Annotated in this window: 9 protein-coding genes and 1 pseudogene; 4 read left to right on the top strand and 6 right to left on the bottom strand. The window is 70.9% G+C overall.

The annotated features are described in order from the left end of the window. Positions 1-92: 92 nt before the first annotated feature. Both ACWCP8_RS29820 and ACWCP8_RS29815 read right to left on the bottom strand, forming a co-directional pair. Entirely contained in the window at positions 93-4817 is a 4725-nt protein-coding gene (locus ACWCP8_RS29820; RefSeq protein WP_451119186.1) for an aminotransferase class I/II-fold pyridoxal phosphate-dependent enzyme, read from the bottom strand. Positions 4818-5177: 360 nt separating this feature from the next. Continuing rightward, a pseudogene (locus ACWCP8_RS29815) lies at positions 5178-5922 on the bottom strand (TetR/AcrR family transcriptional regulator). 302 nt (positions 5923-6224) lie between these two features. Between ACWCP8_RS29815 and ACWCP8_RS29810 the strand changes: the two are divergent. The 4 genes from ACWCP8_RS29810 to fabF all read left to right on the top strand — a co-directional run bounded on the left by ACWCP8_RS29810 (position 6225) and on the right by fabF (position 12087). Next, complete coding sequence (locus ACWCP8_RS29810; RefSeq protein WP_451119184.1) at positions 6225-8486, top strand: MMPL family transporter; 2262 nt, start codon at positions 6225-6227, stop codon at positions 8484-8486. After that, a complete protein-coding gene (locus ACWCP8_RS29805) occupies positions 8483-9493 on the top strand; it encodes a hypothetical protein (RefSeq protein WP_451119182.1) in 1011 nt (336 codons plus the stop codon). Before ACWCP8_RS29810 ends, ACWCP8_RS29805 begins: the two co-directional genes overlap by 4 nt. Before the next feature lie 288 nt (positions 9494-9781). Further along, positions 9782-10699, top strand: a complete 918-nt coding sequence (locus tag ACWCP8_RS29800; protein ID WP_451119180.1) for an IclR family transcriptional regulator — start codon at positions 9782-9784, stop codon at positions 10697-10699. A gap of 125 nt (positions 10700-10824) precedes the next feature. Next, entirely contained in the window at positions 10825-12087 is a 1263-nt protein-coding gene (gene fabF, locus ACWCP8_RS29795; RefSeq protein ID WP_451119178.1) for a beta-ketoacyl-ACP synthase II, read from the top strand. Between the two features lie 76 nt (positions 12088-12163). Here fabF and ACWCP8_RS29790 read toward each other — a convergent pair whose 3' ends face one another. The 4 genes from ACWCP8_RS29790 to ACWCP8_RS29775 form a co-directional block, all read right to left on the bottom strand. Further along, positions 12164-12601, bottom strand: a complete 438-nt coding sequence (locus ACWCP8_RS29790; protein WP_352262010.1) for a Fur family transcriptional regulator — start codon at positions 12599-12601, stop codon at positions 12164-12166. A 65-nt stretch (positions 12602-12666) separates the two neighbouring features. Further along, positions 12667-13581 carry a metal ABC transporter permease gene (locus ACWCP8_RS29785; protein WP_267008108.1) on the bottom strand — a complete coding sequence of 305 codons (915 nt, stop codon included), beginning with the start codon at positions 13579-13581 and terminating at the stop codon, positions 12667-12669. Next, positions 13578-14360 carry a metal ABC transporter ATP-binding protein gene (locus tag ACWCP8_RS29780; protein ID WP_326603652.1) on the bottom strand — a complete coding sequence of 261 codons (783 nt, stop codon included), beginning with the start codon at positions 14358-14360 and terminating at the stop codon, positions 13578-13580. Before ACWCP8_RS29780 ends, ACWCP8_RS29785 begins: the two co-directional genes overlap by 4 nt. A 38-nt stretch (positions 14361-14398) precedes the next feature. Continuing rightward, positions 14399-15352 (bottom strand): metal ABC transporter substrate-binding protein, encoded by a 954-nt coding sequence (locus ACWCP8_RS29775; protein ID WP_451119175.1) that lies wholly within the window; start codon positions 15350-15352, stop codon positions 14399-14401. Between the last annotated feature and the right edge of the window lie 93 nt (positions 15353-15445).

Here is a 15445-nt window from a genome sequence, read left to right as displayed (position 1 = left end):
TGTTTGTTTTTTCCTTTTGTTTGCCCCGGGGGTCTGCGGGGGCCCCGAGGCACCCGGGTGCCTCGGTCCGCTCGCTCCGTACGCCGACGGGGTCAGGCCGACTTCGCCAGCTCCTCGGCCATGACCTTCACCGTGTACTCGATCTGCTCCTCGGTGTGCTCGGAGGTGACGAAGAACCGGAGCCGGGCCAGCCGCTCCTCGACCGCCGGGTGCAGGATCGGGTTGGCGCTGATGCCCCGCTGGTAGAGCCGGTCGGCGAGCTTGAGCGCCTTCTCCGAGTCGCCTGTGATGCACGGCACGACCGGCGTGCCCTCGCTGGTGCCGACGTCGATCCCGGCCGCCGCGGAGAGCCGCAGGAACAGGGCCGAGCGCTGGTGGAGCCGGTCAAGCCGCTCGGGCTCCTCCTGGATCACCTGCAGCGCGGCCAGGGAGGCGGCGGTGTTCGGTGGGGTGAGGCCTGCGCTGTAGATGAAGCCGGGGAGGGTGTACCGGAAGTGCTCGATCAGCTCGTGCCGGCCGGCCACGTAACCGCCGCAGCTCGCCAGTGACTTGGACAGGGTGCCCATCCACACGTCGACGTCGTCGGCGTCGACGCCCCAGTGCTGGCCGATGCCGCCGCCCGTCTTGCCCATCACGCCGATACTGTGGGCCTCGTCCACCATCAGCAGCGTCGCGTGCCGCTGCTTGACGGCGATCAGGGCGGGCAGGTCGGCGATGTCGCCGTCCATGCTGTACACGCCCTCGACCACGATCAGAACCCGGCGGTAGCGGTCGCGCACCTGGTGCAGGATCCGGTCCAGGGCGGTGACGTCGTTGTGCGGGAACGGTTGGCGGCTCGCCCCCGAGAGCTGGCAGCCCTGGATGATGCTGTCGTGGGCGAGCGCGTCGTGCAGGATCAGGTCCTCGGGGCCCACCAGGTGGCCGATGACGGTGACGTTGGTGGCGTGGCCGCTGACCAGCGTGACGGCGTCCTGGGCGCCGACGAGGCGGGCGAGGCCCCGGTCGAGCTCCTCGTGCAGCGGACGGTTGCCGGACAGGATTCGGGCGGCCGACACCGAGCTGCCGTACTGCTTGACCGCCTTGGTCACGGCCTTGGCGACGGCCGGATGGCCGGACAGGCCCAGGTAGTTGTAGCTGGAGAACGAGATCAGTTCGGTGCCCTCGACCCGGGTGACGTCCCGGATCGTGCCCTCGTGCGGAAGGTAGTAGGGGTTGCGGACGCCGAAGTGCTCGTACATGCGCGAGCGTTCGAGCGTGGCGACGACCTCGGGCAGGGCCCTGACATCACCGGTCGCGGTGCGGTCCGGCGAGGGGACGGCTTCAGCACGTGGCTCGGGCACGGAGGTTACGGCGGGGGCCTCGATGGGTGCCGGTGCCGGTGCGGGGGCTGCCGGAGCGGTGCCGAGGAGCTCCTGGACCGTTGTGATCAGCTCGCCGACGGTGCTGATCTTGACCACGTCCGAGGTCTGCACCTCGATGTCCGGCCACTGCCTGCGCAGGCCCGCGGCGAGCTCGGCGAGCATGATCGAGTCGAAGCCGAGGTCGGTGGCGAACACATGCCCCGGCTGCAGGAAGTCCTCGGAGTACGCACTGATCTTGGCTATCGCGGAGAGCACGCGGGAAGTCACCACGTCCGCGGTCTCTGCGGTCGCGACGGCGGGGGCCTCCGGGGCGTCCACGACGGCCACCGGGCCGGCCGGCGCGTCGGCCGCGGGGACGGCGGCCGACGGCACCGGGACCGGGTACCTACCGGCGGTCACGGTCGCCGACGCACCGTTCGGTACCGGGCCGTCGACCGCGGCGTCGAACGACTGCAGCAGATTCACCTGGGCGTGGAGGAACGAGATAAGGCTGCTCATGCTCGATTCACCGTTCGAGTGGGCGGAGGAGGAGGCGGCGGACGTGTGGGTGACCGTGGAGCGGTACGGCACGGTCGTTGTGGACGCGGACCGGACGACGACCGGGGCAGCGGCCGGGACCTCGGCCACGGAGGCGGCAGGCGCCGGGGCGTCGGCGGTTTGCTTCCGGCCCGTTCCCTTGAGGATCGTGAACGACGACGTCTCCAGGGGCGACGCCGGAAGCGACAGCAGCGGTGGGGCGTCCGCCGGGAAGAGCGGGGCGGGATCCACCGGCACACCGGCCACGGCGAGCCGGCCCAGCCCCGTCAGGAAGGCCCGCGCGCCGTCCGGCCGGCTCATGGTGAGCGGCACGACGTCCAGCGCCTCGGCGGCCGGGATGCGCCGGGCCATCCGCAGCAGCGAGTCGCCGCCGTAGATCTGCACCAGGAAGCGGGCCCCGGCGTCCGTCACCGAGGTGACGGCGTCGCTGAAGCGCACGGGGACGCTGTTGTGCCGGGCCCACAGGTCCCGGATCTCCTGCGGCTCGTCGCACCCCCGGCCGCTGACGCTGGAGACGAAGGCATGGGCGGGCGCCACGAGCGGGAGGGCCGCGATGTGGTGGGCCACCGCCTTGTCGGCCGCGGCCACCAGCGGTGAGTGGAAGGCGTGCGACACCTGCAGCCGCACCGCCGCGACGCCGCGCTCCGCGCAGTGTTCGCGCAGCCGCTCCACGGCCGCCTCGCCGCCGCTGAACACCACCTGGTGTTCGTGGTTGTAGCAGGCGGGCCAGACCCCGTCCACGTCGGCGGCGAGCTTCTCCGCCTTCTCGTGCGTCGCCTGGACGGCGAGCATCACACCGGTGCCGGCCGGTACGGCGGCGGCGAGCGCCGCGCCCCGCCGGGCCATGAACCGGACCGTCTCGTCCGCCCCGATCGCACCGGCCGCGACCGCCGCCGGGAACTCGCCGACGCTGTGCCCGACGGCGAGGGAGGGGACGACACCGCAGGCGGCCAGCAGCTCGGCGGTGGCGACCCCGCTGATGCCGAGCGCGGGCTGGCACAGGTCCGTGACCGTGAGGGCCGCCATCGCTTTGTCGTCCTCGGACGCGTGCTCCGCCCACAGCAGGCCGGGCAGGTGCGCGGGGAGCTCCGCTGACTCCTCGGCGATCACGGCGGTCAGTTCCTCGGCGCGTCGGGCCAGCGCCGGGAAGCGCCGGGCCAGGTCCGCGAGCATCCCCGGCCGCTGCGCCCCCTGCCCGGGGAAGGCGAAGGCGACCTTCCGTTCCGCTTCGGGCAGCGGCTTGGCCGCGGCATGGACACCGGGGGCCAGCTCGCCGGTGGTGCCCTCCGCCAGCCGCAGGGCGGCCAGGTCGAGCCGGTCGAGGAGCTCCTGTCGCGTGGCGGCGACGAAGGAGAGGCGGGCGGCGAGCAGTTCGCGGACGGCCAGGGTGCGGGCCACCGCGGCGGGTTCCGCGGCGGACGCGGCGACGACGTCGCGGATCTTCCGGGCGTGCCGGGCCAGTTGCGGCACCGAGCCGGCAGACAGGAGGAACAGCCACGGCTCGTCCTCCCGTGCGGGCTGCCCCGGGGCGGGCGCGGGCTCGGGGAGCGGCGCGCCTTCGAGGACGGCGTGGACATTCGTGCCGCCGAAGCCGAACGAGCTCACTCCGGCCCGGCGCACCTCGCCCTGAGGCCACTCCTGCGGCGCGGTGGCCAGGCGCAGCCCCGACTCGTCGAGCCGCAGCTCGGGGTTGACGCGGTGCTCGGCGGGCTGCGGCGGTACGACACCGTGGTGAAGGGCCAGGGCGGCCCGTACGAGCCCAGCCGCGCCGGCCGCGGAGAGGGTGTGGCCGATGAGGGCCTTGGACGAGGTGACGTAGCAGGGCCGGGTCCGGCCCGCCTCGTCGCGCAGCAGGCGCATCGCCTCCATCTCGGTGCGGTCGCCGACCGGGGTGCCGGTGCCGTGGGCCTCCAGCAGGTCGATCGCCCCGGGCGCCACCCCGGCGTCCTTGTAGGCGGCGCGTAGCGCGGCGAGCTGTCCCTGGATCTGCGGCGTCATCGGGCCGCCGCCGCGGCCGTCGTTGGCGGTGCCGACGCCGCTCACGACGGCGTAGACCCGGTCGCCGGCCGCCAGGGCGTCCGCCAGCGGACGGAGCACCAGCAAGCCGCCGCCCTCGCCGAGCACGAAGCCGTCCGCCCGCTCGTCGAACGGCCGGCACACGCCGTCCCGGGAGAGCGCGCCGGCCCGGGAGAAGCCGATCATCGCGTTGGGCGTGAAGTTGACGAAGACACCGCCGACGAGGGCGACCGAGCACCCTCCCGACCGCAGGCTTCGCACCGCCGTGTCCAGCGCCACCAGCGCGGAGGAGCAGGCCGCATCGACGGCGTACGAGGGGCCGCCGAGGTCGAACACCTCGCTCACGGCGGCCGGCACCATGTTGCCGATGACGCCGGAGACGGAGAACGGCCCCACGGGCATGACCGCCGACCCGGCGGCCTCCTCCAGGCCCGCCCGGAGCTCGGGATCGTCCTCGCCGGCATGGAACGAACCGTCCGCGAGGAGCCTGGCGTTGATCCTCGCGAAGGTCGCGTCGCGGTAGTCGGTCGAGGACACTCCGGCGAACACGCCGGTCCTCGCACGGTCGAAGGACCCGCGCTCCCAGCCGGCGTCCTGCAGGGCCTCCCGGGCGAGGTCGACGAAGAGCCGCTGCTGGGGATCCATGGCCTTCGCCCGGCGCGGCGGCACGCCGTAGTGGGAGGGGGCGAACTGGTCGATGGCCGGGAGGAAGGCCACCTTGTCGGTGTACGTGCTGTGCGGCTCCCGGAAATCGCCCGGTCTGTGGTATTTGGAGTGATCCCAGCGCGATTCGGGCACCCCTGCGAACTGTGGCTCGGCGTTGACGGTCATCTGCCAGAACTCATGGAGGTCCCCGGCGCCGGGAAAGCGGCACGACATGCCGACGATGGCTATACCAGTCACAGCTGATACCCCGATCCGATATCGATGGATTGCATGACGCGGCATCAGAAACTGATGAATGGCAGGTCATACAGGCACATTCGAGGTAACAGGTAGCCCAGAAGCCCGTATTGACGAAACGTCAAGATCCCGCCAGGCGTCAACTTCGCGCCGCACCTTCAGATTTCGGCAAGCGTGGAGAGTCGGCGACATGCCTTTTCGCTCAGTGGAATGAACACGGTGTAAAGGGAAGACATCGGCCTGTCGGCGCGTGTGTCCCGGGGATGTCCGTAGGGTATTGCCGCCCCGGATTGCCGCCCCGGCGTCCGGGCCGGCCGGGGCGGTGCATCCATCGGCCGGGGCTGCACCGGGCCTGTACGGCTACCGGCCGGCGGCGGATCCGGCGGCCGATCCGGTGCCGGTGGGGCGCAGGCCGGCCTGGTGTGCCAGGTCGAGCACCGCCCGGTCGAACACGTCGTCACGGGCGTCGATGATCCGGTCGAACCGCCCGAACACCTCGAAGCTGACCAGCCCGAAGAGCTGCGCCCAGACGGCCACCAGCCGGACCGCGGCCGTCAGCGGAATCGCGCGGCCGAGGTCCTGGAAGAGCCGCCGGGCGTCGGCGCTGATCCCCTCGTCCTGCCGCCCGCTCCCGGGGAAGGGGGCGAGCGCACCGGCCGCTTCGGCCGCCTCCACGACGCCGACCAGGGCGAGAGTGACGCGCGAGGCGGGGCCGACGGTGTCCGGCGGGGCGTCGTGCCCGGGGACGGGCGAGCCGTAGATCAGGGCGTACTCGTGCGGACGGGCGAGAGCCCAGTCCCGGATCGCCCGGCAGACCGCCGTCCAGCTCCGCAGCGGATCCGCCGTCCCGGCGTCCGCGAGCGCGGTCCCGGTTGCGGCGCCGAGGGCGTCGTACGCGCCGACGATGAGGGCCGTGAGGAGATCGTCGCGATTCGGGAAGTGGCGATAGACCGCCGACGGTGCCAGTCCCAGCTCACGGGCGGGCGACCGCCCGCAGCGACAGCCGCGCCGCCCCCTCGGTCGCGAGCTGGCACCTGGCCCCCTCCTTGATGGCAGACCCGACCTCGGCACGGGTCCTTTCCTTGGCTCCTCGGATCACGCTCACGTCCTCAAGTTTGCCCCATGGCCACTATTTGGATCACTGCTTAACAATCGGAGCAGTGTTCTCGAATCAGTGTTCACTCAACGATAACGCTGCTTCATGTCCAGATCAGTGCTCTCGAATGGGAGCATCATTCTGACTCGAGGCCGGCTCATCAACAGGTGTGTCCCGCAGGGGACGAGCCGTGCTCCTCGACGCAACGCCCAGTACCTCCGCACCCCCAAGCACCGATGGGGCCCGACAGCACTCGGCAGAGCCCGGACAGGCATCGGACGAACCATCAGAGAAAGACGAAAGGACCTCCCATGGTGACCACTTCGGTGCCACCCCAAAGCGGTCGGCAGAGCCGACGCGGCCCGTGGTTCACACTGCTCGCCGGACTGCTGTTCCTGATCATCACCGGCGCGGCCGGCGCAGGTGTGCTCGAGAACCTCAAGTCCGGCGGGTTCGACAACCCCGACTCCGACTCCGTGGCCGCCGCCTCGGCGCTGGAGCACTCCTTCCCGGCTAGCCAGCCCAACCTGTTGGTCCTGATCAAGGACACCAAGGGCGGGGTCGACAGTTCCGAGGCGCACGCCGCCGCCGACAGGGTCGTCAAGACGATCGGCGACGACTCCGGCGCCCGGGTCGTCGCCTCCTACTTCGACACCCCCGAGCCGGCGCTGCGCTCCGGCGACGCGGGGCTGGTCCTGGTCCGGATCAACGGTGACGAGAACGAGAGCCTCAAGACCACCAAGAAGCTCCACGAGGAGCTGTCCGACCCGGACGGCGCCGTGGCGGTGTCCTTCGGCGGCATCAACGCCGTCAACAACGACATGAACGCGCAGATCGAGAAGGACATCGTCGCCGCGGAGACCATCGCGATCCCGCTGACTCTGCTGCTGCTCATACTCGTGTTCCGCGGCGTGATCGCGGCGCTGCTCCCGCTGCTGCTCGCGGTGCTCACCGTGGTCGGCTCGATGGGCATCCTCAACGTCCTCTCCCGATTCACCGACGTCTCGGTCTTCGGGGTCAACCTCATCACCGCGCTCGGCCTCGGTCTGGCGGTCGACTACAGCCTGCTGATCGTCACCCGCTACCGCGAGGAGCGCGCCGCCGGCCGCAACAACGCCGACGCGCTGCGCGTCACCCGCGCGACCGCGGGCCGCACCGTGTTCGTCAGCGGTGGCGTCGTCGGCGCCGCCCTCGCCACCCTGCTGGTCTTCGACCAGTACTTCCTGCGCTCCTTCGCCTTCGCCGGCATCTCGGTGGTCCTGCTGTCCGTCGGCGGCGCCCTCCTGCTCCTGCCCCCGGCCCTCGTCCTGCTCGGCGACAAGATCGACGCCCTGGGCTGGGCCCGGCGGACCGCCCCGAAGCCCGCCGCGAACACCACCTGGGGCCGCATCGCCGGCCTCGCGTTCCGCAAGCCGCTGCTGCTCGCCACGCCCGTCGTGATCCTGCTCATCGCCATCGCCCTGCCTTTCGGCCACTCCCAGTTCGGCGTCCCTGACGAGCGGGTGCTGCCGAAGGAGAGCGAGAGCCGGGTCGTGGCCGAGGCGCTGCGCAAAGACTTCGGCACCGGTGACGAGCACGCGCTCAACGTCGTCGCCCAGAACTGGAAGGGCTCCGACGCCGGCCTCGCGACGTACGCCACCGCCCTGTCCCGTACGGACGAGGTGACCAAGGTCGTCAGCGCCGCGGGCGTCTTCGAGAAGGGCGCCAAGGTCAGCCCCCTGCCGGCGGCCCAGGTGGCCCGCTTCGACAACGGCACCGCGACCTGGCTCCAGGTCCAGACGGACGTGGCCCCGTACTCCTCCGAGGGCTCCCAACTCGCCCGCGACGTACGGGACATCACCCCCCCGGCCGGTAACCGCGTGCTTGTCGGCGGCCAGGCGGCGCAGGTCACCGACATCAACCGGTCCATCGCCGACAAGTTGCCGATCGCCCTCGTCCTGATCGTGGTCTTCAGCCTCCTGTTCCTCTTCCTGCTCACCGGCAGTGTGGTGCAGCCGATCAGGGCGCTGCTGCTCAACCTCCTCAGCCTGGTCTCGATCCTCGGCGTGACGGTCTGGATCTTCCAGGACGGAAACCTCTCCGGCGCTCTCGGCTTCACCCCCTCGCCGCTCGCCGTCTCCATGCCGGTCCTGGTCTTCTGCATCGCCTTCGGACTGTCGATGGACTACGAGGTCTTCCTGATCTCCCGGATCAAGGAGCACTACGAGCGCTCCGGCGACCTGGCCACCGCCGTCCGCGACGGCCTCGGGGCGAGCGGACCGGTGATCACCGCGGCCGCGGCCATCCTCGCGGTCTCCTTCTTCGCGATGCTCACCTCGGGTGTCTCCCTGATCAAGCTGTACGGCGCCGCCACCGGCCTGGCGATCCTCATCGACGCCGTCCTGGTGCGCGGCGCGCTCGTACCGGCGTCGCTGCGGGCCACCGGCCGCATCAGCTGGTGGGCCCCCTCCTGGCTGCGGAGCGTTCACGTCCGCTTCGGTATCCGTGAGTCGGCCGAGGAATCGGCCGCCGCCACCGTCGCGGCCACCGGCGCGGCCGAGGACCGGCGTCACAAGGACGGAGTCAGAGCGTGACGAGCCCCGAGAACACGACCACGTCCCTGGACCGGCTGAGAGAGGTCGCCGTCGAGGCGGCCCGGGCGGCGAACGCGCACAACACCCAGCCCTGGGAGCTCCGTCCCGGCACCGACCGCGTCGAGGTGGGCTGGCGCGCCGAGGACGCGCTGGGACCGAGCGACCCGGCCCACCGCGATCTGCGGCTGTCGCTGGGCACGTACGTCGAGAGCCTGCTCATAGCCGCGGCCGAGCAGGGCATCGCCGTCGACTTCGAGCTCGACCTCGACACCGAGACCCGGCGCGTGGGCCGGCTGCGGCCGGCCGTCCGGCCGTACGTCACCGGCTTCCGGACGTCCGACATCGCCGGCCGCCGGGTCTGGCGCGGCGCCTGGAAGCCGCAGCAGGTCGACACGAAGGCGATCGGGGCCGCGCAGGAGACCGCCCGCGCGGCGGGCTTCCGGGTGGCCGCGATCAGCACGGCCGCGGCCAGGCCGCTGCTCGTCCGCGCCTACCACTGGTTCTTCGGCGATCCAGGGATCGCCGAAGAACTGATGGCGTGGACGCGGCTGAGCCCCCGTCACCCCAAATACCACAGCGACGGTCTGAACGACGTCATGCTGGTACTGAACCGGGTGGAGTGCTTCCTCATGGGACTGCTCTTCTCCCCGGCCGTCTACCGGGCACTGCGCCCGCTGGGGCTGCCGCGCCTCCTCACCCCGCTCTCCTCAAGCGCGACCGCCGGTGACGGCGTCGTCCTGGTGATCCTGGGCAAGGGCGAGGACACGGCACAGGAGGTGGCGGCCGGACGCCTGGTCACCCGCCTCTGGCTGGACCTCCTCCGGCAGGGGATCTACGTCCACCCCCAGAGCCATGTCATCGACTGCCCGCGCACCGTCGGGGACCTCGCGGCCCTGTGCGGGGCGGAGGACGGCGAACGCCCACTGGTCTTCTTCAGAGTGGGCATCCCCGCGGTCGACCCCTCGCTGCGCCCCCGGCACCCGCGCCGCGACCTGCCGCAGCAGTGACCCGGCACGGTTGCGGGGCCGGGGCCGGACGTCCCGTCACGCGGCCCGTACGGCACCCGGGGTGACGGTCGGTCCGTAAGACGGCCGGCCCCTGGCGATCACCCGCCCGTCCGGCGACGGCCCTCGTGCCGTCGCCGGACGGGCGGGTGACGTAGTCGTTCGGGCGCTGGCTTCCTCGGTGTCACCGGAGTGACCTTCACAATTGCTCCACGTCTGTGAGGGTCTTGTTTGTCGCATCGGGGGATCGCAGTGCATCAAGGTGCACCAGGTGAAAGCGAGGCACTACGGATGGAAATCCGCAACACCACGGAAAATCGCTCGGTCGTCGAGCGCGCTTTCAGTGTTCTCGGTGTTTTCAGCGGCAGGGACCACTCGCTGTCGGTGAGCGATATCAGCCGCCTTTCCGGCCTTCCCGTGGCGACGGCCCACCGCATGGCGACAAAGCTCGTTTCCCTGGGGGGCCTGGAACGGGTGGAAGGGAGCAGATACACCATCGGGCTCCGGCTGTGGGAACTCGCCGCGCACGCGCCGAGGCACCGCGTGCTGCGCGCGGCGGCGATGTCGCACATGCTGCGACTCCACGAGAAGACGAAAGCCATGGTGAACCTGTCGGTGCGTGAAGGCGCCGAGGGAATCTGGCTGGAGAGTCTCGGCTGGGGCGGCCCGGTGCGCGTGGCTCCGATGATCGTCGGCGATCGGTTCCCCCTGCACACCACGGCATCGGGCAACGTCCTGCTCGCCTACGCGAGCTCCGAAGTGCAGGAGGACTTCCTCGCCCGCGCGCTGACCCGGCACACGCAAGGGGGGCCGGCCGATCCCCTGGTTCTGCGCAGGATCGTCGGCCGGGTCAGGCGCTGGGGCTACGCCGCGGGCGACTTCCGGACGGAGCGGCGTACCTTCGCGGTCGCCGCCCCGCTGCGGGACCGCGGCGGGGCCGTCGTCGCGTCCCTGTCCGTGGTGACGGATCTCGCCGGTGCCGGCGGCCCGCAATGCGTCGGGCCCTTACTGGCGACGGCCGTACGCATATCCAGGGAAATCGCGACCGCCGAGGGCCGGGACAACTCCATTCCGCACCACCGGGTACATGCCCAGAGAGGATTCCCCATTCCGCTCCACACGTTCGAAGCCGTGGAATCAGCTGAGGAATCAGTTGTCGAAGCAGCTGTGGACGGAGGAGGAGAAACCGCGCTCATGCGCCATTTCTGACCATGTGGTCGTGCCGGAGAACCGGTAAGGACCAGAGAGAGCCGGAACAAGTCTCGCACCCCAGGCCGTGCCCTTCGAGCAGCGCACTCGAGGCCGCGCAATTCAAGACGTGGAGATCGATTTCTGTGGAAAAGAACAACCGCACTGTAGTGGTCACCGGCATGGGCGCGACCACGCCCCTCGGGGGCGACACCACCTCGACCTGGGACGCCCTGCTCGCCGGGCGCTCCGGCGTCCGCCGGCTCACGCACGAATGGGCCGAGGAACTCCCGGTGCGCATCGCCGCCGAGATCGCAGTGGAGCCCACGGAGATCTTCCTGCCCGCCCAGGCGCGCAGGCTCGACCGCGCGGCCCAGTTCGCCCTCATCGCGGCCCGCGAGGCGTGGGAGGACGCCGGATTCAAGGGCCGGGCGGGCGAGGACGAGCCGGTCGACCCCGACCGTCTCGGTGTCGTGGTCGCCACCGCGGTGGGCGGGGTGACGTCCATGCTGCAGCAGTACGACATCCTCAAGACGCAGGGAGCCCGCAAGGTCTCCCCGCACACGATCCCGATGATGATGCCCAACACCTCGTCGGCCCACATCAGCCTCGAAGTCGGCGCCCGCGCCGGGGTCCACACCTTCGTGAGCGCCTGCGCCTCCGGCGCCGAGGCCATCGGCTACGCCATCACCATGATCCGCAGTGGCCGCGCCGACGTCGTCGTCGCCGGCGGCACCGAGGCGGCGGTGCACCCACTGAACTTTGCCGCCTTCGGCAACATGATGGCGATGTCCAAGAACAACGACGACCCGGCCGGCGCCTCACGGCCCTTCGACACCGGGCGCGACGGCTTCGTCCTGGGCGAGGGCGCGGGCCTCGTCGTCCTGGAGTCCGCCGAGCACGCCGCCCGGCGCGGTGCCAGGGTCTACGCCGAGGCCCTCGGCGAGGGCATCTCCTCCGACAGCCACCACATCACCCAGCCGGAGCCGACGGGCCGCGGCATATCCGCCGCACTGCGGTCCCTGATGGACTCCACCGGCCTCGAGCCCGCCGAGATCGCGCACATCAACGCGCACGCCACCTCCACCCCGCTCGGCGACGTCGCCGAGATCAGGGCGCTGCGCCGGTTCTTCGGCGACCACACCGACCACTTCGCGATATCGGCCACCAAGTCCATGACCGGCCATCTGGTCGGCGGCGCCGGCGGTGTGGAGACGATCGCCACCGTGCTCGCCCTGCACCACCGGCTCGCCCCGCCGACCATCAACGTCGACGACCCCGACCCGGCGATCGACGCCGACATCGTCCGCGACGAGCCCCGCCCCCTGCCCGACGGCCGGATCGCGGCGCTCAACAACTCCTTCGGCTTCGGCGGCCACAACGTCGTGCTGGCGTTCCGCACCGTCTGACCCACCGGCGGCCATCACCACAACGCACGGGCGGGCGGCGCTCCGTAGAGCACCGCCCGCCCGTACCGCGTACCGCTCAACTCTCCGGCAGCGCCGCGCACTCGGCGCACGTCCCGAAGACCTCCACCGTGTGTGCCACGTTCACGAACCCGTGCTGCGAAGCAATCGTCGCCGCCCACTGCTCCACCGCGGGCCCCTCGACCTCGACGGCCTTGCCGCAGACCCGGCACACCAGATGGTGGTGGTGCTCCCCGGTCGAGCACCGCCGGTACACGGACTCGCCGTCGGTGGTGCGCAGGACGTCCACCTCGCCCGCGTCGGCGAGGGACTGCAGGGTGCGGTAGACCGTGGTCAGCCCGACCGAGTCACCGCGGTGCTTGAGGACATCGTGCAGCTCCTGGGCGCTGCGGAACTCGTCCACCTCGTCGAGCGCCGCGGCCACCGCGGCGCGCTGCCGGGTCGACCGGCCGCGCACCGGGGATGCGTTCGTTCCACTGATCGGCGCCGTCGCCACAGGTGCCTCCTCGTGTCGCCCGTACGTGTGTCGGGCCATTGTGCCAGTCCGCCCGCGTGCCGGGGTCAAACCCGGACGTCGTCCGAGGCCGGTCGGGCAGCCGGTACGTCCGGGGTCTTCCCTTCCAGGGTGCACTGGGCCGTAGCCGTTTCGCTGCGGCGGGCGCGCCGTGCGGCCAGCGGTGCGGCGAGCAGGGTCAGGGCGACGAAGACGCCGATGGCCAGCAGCACGATCGTCGCGCCGGGCGGCACGTCCTGGTAGTACGAGGTCACGGTGCCGGCCAGGGTCACCGCCGTACCGATGACGACGGACAGCACGAACGTCACCTTGAAGGACTTCGAGATCTGCTGCGCGGCCGCGACCGGCACCACCATCAGCGCGCTGACCAGCAGCAGGCCGACGACGCGCATCGCGACGGTGACGGTCACCGCCGCCGTGACCGCGATCAGCAGATTCAGTGCACGTACCGGCAGCCCGGTGACCCGCGCGAACTCCTCGTCCTGGCTGACCGCGAACAGCTGGCGACGCAGCCCCAGCGTCACCAGCAGCACGAAGGCGGCCAGCAGACAGATCGCGGTGATGTCCTCGGACGAGACCGTGGACAGCGAGCCGAAGAGGTACGAGGTGAGGTTGGCGTTGGAGCCGGTGTCGGAGAGGTTGATCAGCAGCACACCGCCCGCCATGCCTCCGTAGAACAGCATGGCCAGCGCGATGTCGCCGCGCGTACGCCCGTACCAGCGGACCAGCTCCATGACGACCGAGCCGACGACGGCGACGGCCGTGGCCATCCAGACCGGGCTGGTGGAGAGCAGGAAGCCGAGGCCGACCCCGGTCATCGCGATATGGCCGATTCCGTCGCCCATCAGGGCCTGGCGGCGCTGGACGAGGTAGATGCCGACGGCGGGGGCGATGACGCCGACGAGTACGGCGGCGAGCAGGGCCCGCTGCATGAAGGGGGGCTGGAGGAATTCCGTCATCAGGTCAGCAGTCCCGTCCGGGCGGGCTCGGAAGCCGCGTGGGGGTGTACGTGGTCGTGGCCGGGCAGCGCGTGCTGGCCCAGGGCCTTCGGGGGCGGCCCGTCGTGCATCACACAGCCGTCGCGCAGCACGATCGCCCGGTCGATGAGGGGCTCCAGCGGGCCCAGTTCGTGCAGCACGAGCAGCACGGTGGTGCCGGTGGCGACCTGCTCGCGCAGCGTCTCGGCGAGGATCTCCTGGCTGGCCAGGTCGACGCCCGCCATCGGCTCGTCCATGATCAGCAGCTCGGGTTCGGCGGCGAGCGCGCGGGCGATGAGCACACGCTGATGCTGCCCGCCGGAGAGGGCGCTCACCGAGTCCTTGGCCCGGTCGCCGAGACCGACGAGCTCGATGGCCCGGTCGACGGCGTCCCGGTCCGCCTTGCGCAGCGGACCCAGCTTCGTACGGGACAGCCGCCCGGCGGAGACGACTTCGCGGATCGTGGCAGGGACGCCGCTCGCCGCCGTCGTGCGCTGCGGTACGTAGCCGATCCGCGCCCAGTTACGGAAGCGGCGCAGCGGGGTGCCGAACAGCTCGACCGAGCCGCTGGTGAGCGGGACCTGGCCGATGACGGACCGGACAGCGGTCGACTTGCCGGAGCCGTTGGCGCCGAGCAGGGCGGCGACCTCACCGCGGCGCACGGTGAGATCGATGCCGCGCAGTACGGGGCGCGCGCCGAGCGTGGCCGTGGCTCCGCGCAGGGTGATCACGGGGTCGGGCTTGGTGCTCCGGGGCTCGGGCATGAGCGTCTCCGATACTGCTGTGGCGAGTGTTGCGTGGGTCACTTCGAGCCGAGCGCCTTCTGGAGCGCGGCGAGGTTGGACTGCATGACCTCGATGTAGTTATCGCCCTTGGACTTGGCGGTGATTCCCTCGAGGGGGTCGAGGACGTCGGTCTTCAGGCCGGTGTCCCTGGCGACGGTCTTCGCGGTCTTGTCGCTGGCGAGCGTCTCGAAGAAGACGGTGGTGGCCTTGTTCTTCTCCGCGATGGTGTGGATGTCCTTGACCCGGGCGGGGCTGGGCTCGCTCTCGGGGTCGATGCCGGCGATGCCCTCCTGGACGAGCCCGTAGCGCTCGGCGAGATACCCGAAGGCGGAGTGGGTGGTGATGAACGTCTTGGTGGCGGTGTCGCTCAGGCCCTTCTTGTACGACGTGTTCAGCGCGTCGAGCTTCTTGACCAGGGCGTCCGTGTTGGTGCGGTAGTCCGCGGCGTGGTTCGGGTCGGCCTTCTCCAGGGACTTTCCGACCCCCTTGGCGACCTCGGCGTACTTCACCGGGTCCAGCCAGATGTGCGGGTCGGCCCCGGCCCCCTCGCCCTCGTGCGCATGGCCGTGTTCGTCGCCGCCGGTCTCCGTGCCGTGGTCCTCCAGCGTGGTGAGCTTCGCCGCGTCCACGGAGTTCCTGACCCCGGACTGCGCGATCGCGTCGTCGACGGCGGGCTGGATACCCTTGAGGTACAGGATGTAATCGGCGTCGCCGAGCCCGCCGATCTGCCGCGGGCTGAGCTCCAGGTCGTGCGGCTCGACGCCCGGCTTGGTCAGCGTGGTGACCGAGACATGGGTCCCGCCGATCTCCTCGGCCAGGAACTGCATGGGATAGAACGAGGCCACCACATCCAGCTTGTCCCCGTTCTTGCTCTCGGCGGCGTCGGAGGTGGAGCAGGCGGAGAGCGCGGTGAGACCGAGGGCGACGGCCCCGGCGACAGCGGCGGTGGGTATGAGGCGGCGTACGTTCATGACACTCATTTTCAACAAAAGTGGAAACGATTGTCAACAAGCTCGATGGGAGGCCCTGCTCACCACTCGATGGGAGGCCCTGCTCACCATCTG

The organism is Streptomyces sp. NPDC002206, assembly GCF_053593595.1.
The sequence above is the reverse complement of the archived record's forward strand: the minus strand, read 5'-3'. Positions and strand labels throughout refer to the sequence as shown.

Bases quoted from the DNA above. Each gene is read 5' to 3' on its own strand.
- ACWCP8_RS29780 (WP_326603652.1), bottom strand. From the start codon at position 14,360: ATGCCCGAGCCCCGGAGCACCAAGCCCGACCCCGTGATCACCCTGCGC.
- ACWCP8_RS29800 (WP_451119180.1), top strand. From the start codon at position 9,782: ATGGAAATCCGCAACACCACGGAAAATCGCTCGGTCGTCGAGCGCGCT.
- ACWCP8_RS29775 (WP_451119175.1), bottom strand. From the start codon at position 15,352: ATGAACGTACGCCGCCTCATACCCACCGCCGCTGTCGCCGGGGCCGTC.
- ACWCP8_RS29810 (WP_451119184.1), top strand. From the start codon at position 6,225: ATGGTGACCACTTCGGTGCCACCCCAAAGCGGTCGGCAGAGCCGACGC.